Genomic DNA, 12354 nt, shown 5'->3' on the forward strand with positions numbered 1-12354 from the left:
GGAATCCTGCATGGTGACGCCATCCTTAGGCGAAGTGCTTGCGCCCCCTTCATGGGCCAACGCTGGGCTTGCGAGCGACAGCAACAGCGTTGCTAAGGTAGCGTGAATAATAGGGAGCGAAGTCGTCTTCTTTTGCATACCGTTTCCTTATATTTTTTAGGCTTGAATGGTTCGTCGCGGAGGCTTCAAATCTGATTCGGTTGAGCCTTCAGACATCGTTCATTTGCCCTATTTGACGAACAAGGCACATGGCATCTTGCTCTTAAAGAACCAAGAGAGTATTCAGGGATTCTTTGGCTGCTGGGTTTTCGCTTCTTGGGTGGCGATGTATTTGAGCAGCATTTGGACGCGCTCTTCTTCATGGAAGTGAGTTGGTGTTATAGCGTGCCAACCTGAAACAGAGCTGAAAATGGCGGAAAAAATGATCTGAAAAGGAGTCTCCAGTAAAGCCGGAGCGGTTCAGTATTGGCAAAGCATCATGAAAGTCCGCCCGCCATCTATTAGGTAGTGTTGCACTCAGAGACTGCACCCACCTTGCGGTTTATTACTTTTTGTACCAAGTTTTAGACAGCATATTCAGTCTACATTCAAGATTGTTATCTACGCTCGTACATATGTGCAGGTCAAATCTACTACTTTGTAATTTACGGCAAGGATTTGCTGGCTAGCGACGCGAGGGAGACGCATGGAACTGTTGACTCTGCTTATTATTTTATTGCTTAGCTTAGGCGCCGGCCTACTAGTGCAGTGGTTGCCTATGCGCCACCAGCCGATAGCCACCTACCCGCAGCGCGCGCCTTTTCTAGGCGGTGGTACGCCAGATAGCCACGCCTGGAGCCGCTATCACGTCCGCTATTATCCCATGACGCTGCTGCTGATCGCCTTCGAAATGGAGATGATGTTCATGTATCCATGGGCGGTTGTCTTCGTAGAGAAGGGCGTGATGGCAGTAATGGAGATGGGCATGTTCCTGGCCATCCTGTCGGTTGGCATTGTTTATGCCTGGCGTGAGGGGGTGTTCAAGTGGCAGTGAACTGGCTACGTAAACTCGCTTCGCATATGCGAGCTCCCGTGTTTCCTGTGCTGGGCAAGCAGGGCGATAGAGCGCTGCGGCACCTCGCGCTATCGCCGGAAATCGAACTGGTCGATTCGCCACGCCATGCCAGTGTGCTGCTAGTGGCGGGAGAGATTCCGGCTGATCGATTAGAGCCCTTGCGGCGTGTCCACGATCAGTTGCCCTATCCCTTCACCACCCTGTGGTTTCGTAGCGAACCATGGTCTCATCTTGAAAACGTGGATCGGATCGATGATCTCACCGATTTACCTGCGGCCCTAATCAAAGCACATCGTGAACTGATGACAGGCCAGCGTGACAGTGGATGCCGCATTTTGTCGGATAGGCCGCCCAATCCTTGGAAAGGTGAGGGCGACTTCGGCCAAGGTGGCGAAGGCATGATGGGTGGGGTGCCCTACGGGCGGCCCATGTCCATGAATATGCAGGACGATATCCGCGATGGTTTGACGCTGGATTCGCTGACTTTCCGGCTCGGGCCGTTCTTCATGGCATTTCCGCCCGGCATGGCAGCGGAGGTTACGTTGCAGGGGGATCTGGTTCAGTCATGGGAAACGCAGTTGGAGCCGTATCCGCAACGCCTCGACGCGGTGTTTTTCAACGCTCGGAAGCACCCCGTCCCCATCGCCGAGATTGAGCTCGCACGGGCCCGTCATCATCTGCAGCGCCTGTACCATGCGCTGCATCTTGCTGGGCTGGAAGCACTCAGCCTAAGTTCCTTGCGCCTGGCACACGGTTTGTCGACATCAAGCACGCTAGATGGGCTACGTCGACGCCTGGTTCGCAGTGGCTTCTTTCATCTGGCTGCTGTAGGCGGTGGTGTGCTCAATACAGAGCAGGCCCGACAGTTTGGCGGGCCTGCCGCTCGTGCTGCCGGGCTGGCTGATGATTTGCGTTCACACGATGCCGGTTATCGCCGTCTAGGGTTTTCCCCCGTATGTCAGGACGGAGGAGGAGTCTCGGCCCGTTGGAAGCAAATCTTGGACGAAGTCGAACAATCCTTAGTGTTGGCACACCAGGCCGAACGGGATGAGGTGTACACGAACGATGTGGATTGCATCGAGACGCCACGGGGGCCGTGGGACGAACAGCCTCCCGAAGATGCTAGCGCGATTCTTGACGAGGTCTTACCAGGCCTGGAGTGGGGCGATGCACTGGCTACTATTGCTAGTCTGGATATAGCGGCGGTAGCCGATGGAGGGGGCGGAACACAGTCGCCTGGTGAGTCACGGGCAGTGCAGGGAGGTTCGGGTAATGTTGTTAAGTGAGCTGTTCCTGCCAGTACTGATGGTGATGTTCATGCTGACTGTCGGCGCCTACGTCGTGGCGGTGCTTGATCGGCTTATTGCCGGTGCATTCGGCGCCCCTCAGGCAGGCCGTGTCTGGCTTGCTCCCATGGCCCGAGGGGCTTGGCTGATGACCCAACACGCCAATGCCACCGAAGCACCGGACTGGCAGGCCTGGCGGCTGGCGCCGGCACTGTATTTGGCGTTGGCTGCAATCGGACTGGCCGTGGTGCCGTGGTCGGAGTCGCTGGTCGCCACTGACTTGGTCACCAGCGTGGTGCTGTGGGGCAGCGTGGAAGCATTAGCGACAGTGGTTATCTTCTTGCATGGCTGGTCGGCAAACGCGCTGCTGGCACTCATCGGCGGCTACCGTTATGTGGCGCTAGGGCTCTCTTACATCCTGATCAGCATGTTTGTGCTAATTGGCGTGGCATTGCCGGCCGAATCGCTACAGTTCACCCAAGTGGTCGCCTCGCAAGAAGCGCTGTGGAATGTCATACGCCAACCGCTGGGGTTGCCATTGTTTCTGATTGTCGGCCTAGGCATGACCTTCTGGGGCCCGCTCAACCTTGCTGATTCGAAGGACCTGGCTGGAGGAACGGCTTCTGAGATCTCTGGGCCACCTCGGCTGGTCTGGGATGTGGCTCGGGCGGCCATGTTGGTTGCTTTCAGTGGTGTGGCAGCAAGTGCTTTTTTAGGTGGCTGGATGGGACCTTGGCTACCCGGTCCGTTATGGATGGCCATCAAGATGCTGGCAGTGCTACTCGTGTTGCTATTGCTTGGACGGGTACTGCCGCGTATTGCCCCTGAGCGCTGCGTCACCTTGATGTGGGTGGTGCTGTTACCACTGTCGTTTATCGACCTGGTGTGGGCTGGCATAGGGGTGCTGCTATGAATCACGGCATTGGCATTGATATCACGTTTCTGTCATTGGCCACGCTCGCGGTGGTCACCGGATGGCGAGTGTTTCGTACCGATTCCATGGTACGCGCCTCCTTTTTCCTGCTGGTGTCGTTCATCGCCGTAGGCGTGATCATGATTCTGCTGGCAGCGGAATACCTGGGCGTGGCGATGTTCTTCATGATGGCTGTGGAGATGACGGTCATGGCGCTGTTCATGGTCATGTTCATGATGAATCCTGCCGGCCTTAACCCGATGAATATGGTTCACCAGGAACGTATCGCTATCGGGGCGGGGATTGTCGGCTTCCTGGTATTGGGCGCCATGGCGCTATTGGCTGCCTTTCCTGACCAGCCGGTCTCGGCAGACCTTGAGCCAGTTAGATCCCTAGGCAATGAGATGCTTGGTGACTCGATGCTGATCTTCGAGTCGGCGGGCATCGTGCTTTTAACCACCATGATCGGCGTGGTGGTGTTGTCGAGTCATCGGGGCCGCTATGGGGCGGCTGCAGTGGGTTCGCTACCGCCGGGGCTGGAGCCGGGTGGCGACCCGGCGGGTAAGCTCGAGGAGGACGAAGAGGAAGAGAGTGGTGGTCATCAACACCATCATCACCACTGACCAAGCAGACAGATAGGCAGGGAGGCTTGCATGACACTAACCACACTTTTGCTATTGGCAGCGGCACTGATTGGCATCGGGATTTATGGTGCGCTTTCCCAGCAATCGTTCGTGATGCTGATGATGGGACTGGAACTGATCCTCAATGGCGTCATGCTCGCCGCGGTGGCGTTCTGGGCCTTTAGCGGGGCTGGGGCGCCAGAAGGGCAACTGCTGACGATCATTGTTATGGCGGTGATGGCCATTGAGATGGCCATGGGATTTGCTTTGGTAGTAGCCGTCTTCCGCGGTAAGCAGGCCGACATGACCGAGTCACTGACCGGGTTGAAGCACTGATGTTGTGGTTTGTTCCTCTTTTCCCACTGCTTGCCGCCCCCGGGATGTATTGGCTTGGCAAGCGCTTGTCCGCTAGGGATAGTGGTCGAGCCGTGTTGGGCCTGATGGGGGCGGCAGTCGCTGTCGTTACCCTGCTGCTCGCGAGTGTGGCGCTCATGGGGGACTGGGGTGGTGCCTATCGCTGGAGCTCACGGATCGTCCTGTCGGTTGGGATGACACCAGCGAGCGCTGTATTTGCCATCGTCGTGCCACTGATCGCTACACTGATCATAGCCTATAGCGCCTACCATGAGTCTGAGCCCGTCAGTGAGGGCGTGCCAACGCGTCCACCCGTCAGGTTGGTCGCTCTGCTGACGGCATTTGTCGGGGCGATGGAGCTTCTCGTGCTGGCTGAGGATCTGGTGACCCTGCTGATCGCCTGGGAGCTGGTCGGGGCCTGTTCATGGGCACTGATTGCCCACGAGTGGCAAGAGGGCGACAACCTGCGGGATGCCGCCTGGGCGTTCCTGGTCACTCGCTTCGGGGATCTGGGGCTGTACATTGCAGCGGCGGCAGCGTTTGCCGGCACTGGCTCGTTTGCCTTTGCTGACCTGTCCCAACTCGATGGATGGCTACTGGATGTGTTTGTTGCCGGCGCCGTGTTGGCTGCAGCGGCCAAGTCCGCCCAGGTTCCCTTCTCGCCATGGTTGTTTGCCGCCATGTCTGGGCCAACACCGGTGTCGGCATTGCTCCACGCGGCGACCATGGTCGCCGCAGGTATCTATCTGGTGATTCGGCTGCATGCGGAGATGGCTGCCGTTGCCTGGTTTGGGCCGGTTGCCATCACGTTAGGCTTGGCCACCGCCCTAGCAGGGGGTGTCGTGGCCTATCTGCAAAGGCATGCCAAGAAGCTGCTGGCCGCCTCGACATCCGCTCAGTATGGCTTGATGTGGTTAGCGGTTGGGGCAGGCTTTCCCGGTGTCGCCCTGGTGCACTTCGTCACACACGCCTTCACGAAAGCGGCTTTGTTCCTAGCAGCCGGCATTGCCGAACGTCATGCCGGCAGCTACTCGCTAAATACGATGCGCCTTGGGCGACTGCTTCCGGGGATTGCAGTGGCGACCATGGTCGCCAGTCTGGCGCTGGCAGGGGTTATCCCGGTGGGGGCATCCTGGAGCAAGGAGGAGATCATCACTGCTGCTGGTCATCAGGCGTCCTGGCTGGCCGTGATCGCCGCCATCGCTGGTGGGCTCAGCGCGTTGTATGCAACACGCTTTCAGTTGCTCGCATTTGGACGAGATCTGCATGGCCGCACGAAAACGGCCCCATCACAGCCAGGGCACTCCTCGGTTGAGGCCGGCTCGCTCTACCTGCTTTCGGCAGGCACGCTAGTGCTATCTCTGCTCTGGTGGCCCGGTGTGGGAAACGACCTTGCTAACCTGCTATCGATCCAGCTTCCCCAAACCAAACTGTGGGAACTGATCCTGTCGCTATTGCTAGTGGCGCTAGGCATTGGCGCTGGGTTTTGGACGGTGCGCCGTGAGGGGTCGAATCAGAGCCGACAGAGCGAGACGCATGCTGCTATGGCGAACTGGTTTGGCCTGCCAGCTCTGGCAGAGCGGGGGATTGCTACCTTCATGAGGTTCAGCCATGGCCTGGCACGTTTCGATGATCGCGTAGTGGATGCTGGATTACGGGGCCGCGGAGTAAGTGCTGCGATATCCTTCAGCCATGGCCTGGCACGCTTCGACGATCGAGCTGTAGATGCTGGCATCCGCGCCAGCGCCCGTTTTGGCGTGTGGCTGGCCAAGGTCAGTGATCGACGTGGCGAAGGGGCATTCGATGGCGCAACGAGCCTACTAGCGAGAGGCGTTGACTGGGCGGGCCAAGTAGCGCGGCAGGCCCATACCGGACAGACGCATCATTACTACACCGGTATCGCGGCAGGGTTCGCCGTAATTTTTATAATCTTGGGCATAGGAGCACTCCTTTGATTCTCACCGCAACCTTGGGCCTTCCCATGCTGGGAGCTCTCGTACTCGCCGTTTCACGCCGTTGGACAGAGACCACGGCTCGCCTGTTTGCTGTGGGGGTTTCCCTATTGCCTGTATTACTGCTGGCCTGGGCTTGGCTGCAGTTCGATACCCAAGGCGCACTATTTCAATTTGTCGAAGAGGTGCCTTGGGTACCCAGCCTGGGCATGGCATACCGGCTAGGCGTAGACGGCATCGCGCTGGCTATCGCGACGATGAGTTCCTTGGTCTTCGCTGCCAGTATTGCCTATCCCATTAACACGCAGAACCAGCCTCGGCAGTACTACGCTTGGATGCTCTTTCTGCAGTCCGTATCGCTTGGCGTCTTCCTCGCGTTGGACCTGCTGCTCTTCTATGTCTTTTTCGACCTGAGCCTGGTGGGGATGTTTTTCCTGATCGGCCGCTGGGGGCACGGTCAGGCCCAGCATTCAGCATTCAAGTTCTTTCTTTACACTTTCTGTGGTTCGCTACTGTTGTTGCTGGCATTCATCGGGCTTTATCTATCAGTCGAGCCACACACCTTTGACATGCGAGTGCTGATCGAGCAGCAGCCATTGGCGGGAGCGGGTGTGTCTGCTGGCCTCATATTTCTCGCCCTCATGCTCGGCTTCGCCATCAAGGCTCCCATCGTGCCCGTGCATACCTGGTTGCCCCAAGCGCATGTCGACGCTCCCGGACCGGCCTCGGCAGTTCTCGCCGGGGTGCTGCTCAAGATGGGCACCTACGGGATTCTGAGGATTCCGTACTCAATGATGGGGGAGACCTTTGCCCGCTACGCTCTGATTATCGCTCTCTTTGCTGTGGTTTCTATTCTCTATGGTGCCCTCGTGGCATTTGGCCAGGGAAATTTGAAACGACGCATTGCCTATACCTCTATCAATCATATGGGCTACACGGTGCTAGGGATCGCCGTGGCTGGCGCCTTGTTCCAGGATGCGGTATATGCCCGCGAGATGGCACTGATAGGGGCCACGGTAGAGATGGTGGCACACGGACTGATTACCGGGGCGCTGTTTCTGATCTGCGGCTCGTTCTGGCAGCGCACCGAGGAATACGATTTGGATAGCTATGGTGGGCTGCTCCGACAGGCACCGCTATTGGCAACGTTCGCCATACTCGCCTCGTTTGCCAGCCTGGGGCTTCCTGGTCTGGCCGGCTTCGTGGCGGAGTTCCATATCTTTGCCGGCACCTTTGCCGTCTACCCTTGGCTCGCTGTCATTGGTGTGCTGGGCATTCTGATCACGGCAGCGTTGTTTCTGCAGATGCTGCAGAAACTGTTCTTCGGGGCGATGCCGCAGCGTTGGGCGAAGTTTGACGATCTGCGCCCAGCTGAGTGGGGTGTGCTCGGGGTGCTGTCGGCAGGCTTCGTGATCATCGGTATTGCGCCGCAGTTCCTGCTGACCCTCATAGAGGCTTCAGCAACGCTGTTGGTAGGAGCCCGCTGATGCCTATTGGTGATGTGTTGCCGGAAATCAGCCTGACGCTCGGTGCTGTGATTATCGTATTGTTCGCGGCTTTCGCCCGACAACATCAGCATGTCTGGGCGGCTGTACTGGCGTTGCTCACGATTGGGCTTTGTATTGGGTTGACCTTTACGCAGTGGGATGGACCGCCGCGGCTGACGTTCTCGGGTGTGTGGGCCCTGGACGGCATGGCACTCTCCAGCAAACTAGTCGTGTTGATTGCCGGCGCGCTGGTTATTGCCATGTCGCCTGAGTGGATGCAGACCGATCGCCGCCATGCCGAGTATTACGCATTGGTGTTGTTCGCGCTGTTGGGTGTGATCATGATGGCGTCAGCCAGTGACACCATGGAACTGGTCGTCGGTGTGTTGCTGTCGTCGGTGGCCAGCTATCCGCTGGCTGCCTATCACCGCACCTGGGCACCCGCCCTGGAAGCTGGCATGAAGTATTTTCTGATGGGAGCCTTGACCAACACTTTACTGACGATAGGCGTTGTCGTGTTGTTCGGCCTGACTGGTAACACAGGCTATCCAGAAATCGCACAAGGACTTTCCGTGGGTCACGACAGCCTGGCGCTAACCATCGCCACTGCCTCTATCATACTGGGCTTGTCCTTCAAGCTGGCGGCTTTTCCGGCCCACGCCTGGATGCCGGATGTAGCCCAAGGTTCCCCGGCACCGGTGGCAGCCTTCTTGACCGTAATTCCCAAGATTGGCGCTGCCGTCGCATTGGCCCGTTTCGTGTCATTAATGCCGCCGGATGTCGCCTGGCGAGCGATTGTGGCTCTGATCTCGGTCACGACCATGACGCTGGGTAACGTGGCTGCCCTTCGACAGACAGATGTACGGCGCCTGCTGGGTTGGTCATCGGTTTCCCAGTCCGGCTATGCCTTGATGGCTATCGTGGTAATGGGAACAAGCGACCAGGCTCTACCGGCGCTGGTGTTCTTTTTGGCCAGCTACGCCATTGCTAACTTGGCGGCTTTCGCTGTGGTCACCTATCTGAGAGGGCGCACTGCACTGGAGAGCTATCAGGGGCTAGCCAGACAGGCCCCTATTGCCACAACGATACTAATCGCTTCGCTACTTTCTTTAGTGGGTATCCCGCCGCTGATCGGTTTTTTTGGCAAACTCATGTTGTTCAGCGTCACGATTGAGGGGGGATACGCTTGGCTGGCATTCGTGGCTGCCGCCAACACCGTTGTCTCGCTGTTCTATTACCTGCGCATCGTGGCGCGGATGATGTTTAGCGATACCCGACCCACTGTGCATGTACTGGTGGGCCAGTGGGCACGAACCACCATGATCGTGTCTGGCTTGCTGTTGATTGTCGGTGGGCTTGGTGCAGAAATGCTAATGGAGTTCACGGATTCGATAGGCTTTGTGCGTTAGGCCTGGCCTGCCGAATCAAGCTAAACGGAGTAATACTTAGAGGGAGTTATTTATGTCACCTATTCAAGATTTAACTATCGAAACAATCGATAGCATTCATACCAAGGAGTGGCTGCGTGCGTACCAGCGGGTTCGTGCCGCCACCGACGCAATTTGCGAACCTCTGCATAAAGAAGATTACATGGTGCAGAGCATGCCGGACGTCAGTCCCCCCAAATGGCACATCGCCCATGTCAGCTGGTTCTTCGAAGCCTTCATCCTCAAGCCGTTTCACCCCAGCTACCAGACCCTCGACCCCGCATACGATTACCTTTTCAACTCTTACTATGAGACCCACGGTACGCCGTTTCCTCGTCCTGAACGCGGCATGATTTCGCGCCCCACAGTGGATGACGTCTATCGCTATCGCGCGCACATTAATCAGGCCATGGAAGAATTGCTCAACGACCCTCCGCAAGAACACCTGCAGGAGATTCTCCATCGTCTGGAGCTTGGGTTGCCTCACGAGCAGCAACATCAGGAACTGCTGTTCATGGACATCAAGCATATTCTGGCCCAGAACCCGCTCTGCCCAGTCTATCGAGGTGATCTTGTGTCGGCACCCGCCCATGAGGTCGGTGAACTCGGTTGGCACGCTTATCCAGCCGGAGTGCGGCAAATAGGTCATGATGCCGACGATAGCCGTTTTGCCTACGACAACGAAATGGGGCGTCATCGTCAATTCATTGAGGCTTTCCAGATCGCTGACCGTTCGGTTACCAATGGTGAATTTCTCACGTTCATGCAGGCGGGGGGATACGACAAACCTGACTATTGGCTGTCGGATGGCTGGGCCACGGTCAAGGCGGAAGGCTGGAAGGCGCCACTTTACTGGGTCGAGCGGGACGGCGTCTGGCATCACTATACTTTAAGCGGGCTGGTGCCAGTGGACGTGAATGCGCCGGTTTGCCATGTCAGCTTCTACGAGGCCGATGCCTATGCCCAATGGGCCGGCGCACGCCTACCTACTGAGGCCGAGTGGGAGGCGGTGGCTCAACATGTCCCCCTGCAGGGCAACTTCGTCGAACAAGGCCATCTTCAGCCGGTCGCGGCTGCCCCCGGCGGATCCAGCGAGGGGCCGAGGCAGATGTTCGGTGATGTTTGGGAATGGACCGGCAGCGCCTATCGGCCCTATCCAGGATTTCGCAAGTTGCCGGGCAGCTTAGGTGAATACAACGGCAAGTTTATGTCGGGGCAGATGGTGCTTCGAGGTGGCTGTTGTGCCACCCCGGAAGACCATATCCGCACGACCTATCGTAATTTTTTCCCACCTCATGCCCGTTGGGCATTTTCCGGATTCCGTCTTGCTAAGGAGAGCTAATCATGAGCCTGGCCGTACAATTCCACGACTTGCACCCGATCCCAGCCTCAACATCGCTTCGCGATGAGATACTGACGGGATTCAGAGCCGATCAAAAGTTCGCCTCGCCAAAGTTCTTCTATGATCAGCGTGGTTCTGAGTTATTTGATCGAATTTGTGAGCAACCGGAGTATTATCCGACACGGACCGAGGAGACGATACTCGCTGAGGCCGCCGATGAGATAGCGACGATAGCCGGGCATGAGGCGACGTTGATCGAGCTTGGCAGCGGGGCGAGCCGTAAAGTACGGCTTCTATTGGAAGCCATGCGTCCTACCAGTTATCTGGGGATCGATATCTCACGGGATTTCCTGCTCGACAGCACACGACGGTTGGCTGCTGACTACCCATGGCTTGAAGTGCATGCCGCCTGTGCCGATTTCTCCTGCAATATGGCCTTACCGGACGGGCTATGCTGCGAAAGACCGGTCGGTTTTTTTCCTGGCTCCATTATCGGCAACTTCGACCCACAAGCCGCTGAAGATTTTCTTTGCGGGCTGCATTCTTTGTTACCCACCGGCAGCGGATTGTTGGTAGGAGTCGACTTGGTTAAGGATAAGCCGACCCTTGAAGCCGCCTACAATGATGCAGCTGGTGTGACGGCAGCATTCAACCTGAATCTACTGGAAAGGCTGCGACATGAGCTGCACGCTAAAATAGATCCCGCCAATTTTGTCCATCAGGCGTTCTTCAACGAAGCACACTCTCGTATTGAGATGCATCTGGTCAGTCAGTTACCTCAAGTCGTCACTATTGAAGGGGAGCGCTTCAGTTTTCTGGAAGGGGAGACGATTCACACTGAAAACTCTTACAAATACACGGTCGAGGGGTTTCAGGCGTTGGCGGGACGTGCGGGATTTGAGGCGCTCTCGTCCTGGACCGATGCGAATAGCTTGTTTAGCGCCCACTACCTGACGCGTGCCTAGGGGACACTGATAGCGCGGCCACTACAACTCCACATTAAACGCTGATAGGGAAGGCCAAGGACAGGTCAATCCCGGAAGCACACACAAGGGGTCGCGCCAGTTCGCGGTGTCACTTCGGCTCTGAGGATAGCTACCTTGAATTGAGGGGCGCGCTTAAGGACCATTCCTTCGTAGCAGATAGCTGCAGTGATGCCGGTGGTCGTGGTACTTAGCAGTTCTCGGCCGGTTTCGATGGCACGCATGCGTGACATCTGGAAGGGCAGGTGAGGGCCGAACCAAGCATTGTTGCTGACATTTACTAGTAACTGCGCTTCGGACAGAAGTTCTGTGACTTCGGCACCAAGACCGCTTCGTAGGAGATGAAGACCCCTAAGGGCGCCTCTGATGCATTAAGAACGTGTGCTTGCCTTCCCGGTATGAAAACAAACATGGCCGCCCCGAGCACGTCGGGGACCGAACCCAAGAAGTCTCGAAACGGAACATATTCACCTAATGGCACCAAGTGCGTTTGTAGTAGAAGCCTGAGAGATGGGAGAGGCTCACCACCACATTTTAGATACGACCCTCCGCTTCGCATATCGGGACGCCAATCAGTAACAAGTTGCCTGCCTGCTCGGCTAACGCCTCAAGCTCAGCAAGATATTCATTAGCCTGGTTATATCACATCGGGGTTGCTGCTTCTGACCAGATCCCGATGTCGGTCCCGAGGGCAAGGTACCGTGGCTTTTTTCGAGCACTACGCTTACTTATTAGCACTAGGGAAACACTACAAAAAACCGCCTGAGCTTGCAGGTAGTCATCGTCAGGGAATTGGTATCTAGCTTTTTGTCACCGTCTGCCAAAGCTGCCCTATGAACCGCCCCGGTTATTCCGGAGACCGGTTTGTTTGAGTCAGGCAGCTTCACCCGACTCCTCCAATTGACGATAATACGTCCTTTCTCGTTCTGCTGG

Annotated in this window: 10 protein-coding genes; all 10 read left to right on the forward strand. The window is 57.0% G+C overall.

All coding sequences use genetic code 11. The annotated features are described in order from the left end of the window. Positions 1-685: 685 nt before the first annotated feature. Genes BIS10_RS13130 through egtD form a run of 10 tightly spaced genes read left to right on the forward strand, consistent with a single transcriptional unit; the run spans position 686 to position 11403 of the window. Positions 686-1033, forward strand: coding sequence for an NADH-quinone oxidoreductase subunit A (locus BIS10_RS13130; RefSeq protein ID WP_253505843.1), 348 nt, complete (start codon positions 686-688; stop codon positions 1031-1033). A gap of 38 nt (positions 1034-1071) precedes the next feature. Further along, positions 1072-2340 (forward strand): hypothetical protein, encoded by a 1269-nt coding sequence (locus tag BIS10_RS19040; protein ID WP_253505845.1) that lies wholly within the window; start codon positions 1072-1074, stop codon positions 2338-2340. Beyond that, complete coding sequence (locus BIS10_RS13140) at positions 2327-3253, forward strand: NADH-quinone oxidoreductase subunit H (protein WP_035556018.1); 927 nt, start codon at positions 2327-2329, stop codon at positions 3251-3253. Before BIS10_RS19040 ends, BIS10_RS13140 begins: the two co-directional genes overlap by 14 nt. Next, a complete protein-coding gene (locus tag BIS10_RS13145) occupies positions 3250-3876 on the forward strand; it encodes an NADH-quinone oxidoreductase subunit J (protein ID WP_045812309.1) in 627 nt (208 codons plus the stop codon). The genes BIS10_RS13140 and BIS10_RS13145 overlap by 4 nt, the downstream gene beginning before the upstream one ends. A gap of 30 nt (positions 3877-3906) precedes the next feature. After that, positions 3907-4212 (forward strand): NADH-quinone oxidoreductase subunit NuoK, encoded by a 306-nt coding sequence (gene nuoK / locus BIS10_RS13150; protein WP_035413666.1) that lies wholly within the window; start codon positions 3907-3909, stop codon positions 4210-4212. Further along, positions 4212-6185, forward strand: coding sequence for an NADH-quinone oxidoreductase subunit L (locus BIS10_RS13155; RefSeq protein WP_035556016.1), 1974 nt, complete (start codon positions 4212-4214; stop codon positions 6183-6185). The genes nuoK and BIS10_RS13155 overlap by 1 nt, the downstream gene beginning before the upstream one ends. Then, a complete protein-coding gene (locus BIS10_RS13160; protein WP_253505848.1) occupies positions 6182-7669 on the forward strand; it encodes a NuoM family protein in 1488 nt (495 codons plus the stop codon). The genes BIS10_RS13155 and BIS10_RS13160 overlap by 4 nt, the downstream gene beginning before the upstream one ends. Further along, positions 7669-9078, forward strand: a complete 1410-nt coding sequence (locus BIS10_RS13165; RefSeq protein WP_035556014.1) for an NADH-quinone oxidoreductase subunit N — start codon at positions 7669-7671, stop codon at positions 9076-9078. The genes BIS10_RS13160 and BIS10_RS13165 overlap by 1 nt, the downstream gene beginning before the upstream one ends. Before the next feature lie 52 nt (positions 9079-9130). Beyond that, on the forward strand, positions 9131-10438 hold the full coding sequence (egtB, locus tag BIS10_RS13170; protein WP_035556011.1) for an ergothioneine biosynthesis protein EgtB: 1308 nt from the start codon (positions 9131-9133) through the stop codon (positions 10436-10438). Between the two features lie 2 nt (positions 10439-10440). Then, entirely contained in the window at positions 10441-11403 is a 963-nt protein-coding gene (gene egtD, locus BIS10_RS13175) for an L-histidine N(alpha)-methyltransferase (RefSeq protein WP_035556010.1), read from the forward strand. Positions 11404-12354 lie beyond the last annotated feature (951 nt).

The organism is Halomonas sp. 707B3, assembly GCF_024158645.1.
Taxonomy (GTDB): domain Bacteria; phylum Pseudomonadota; class Gammaproteobacteria; order Pseudomonadales; family Halomonadaceae; genus Vreelandella; species Vreelandella lionensis.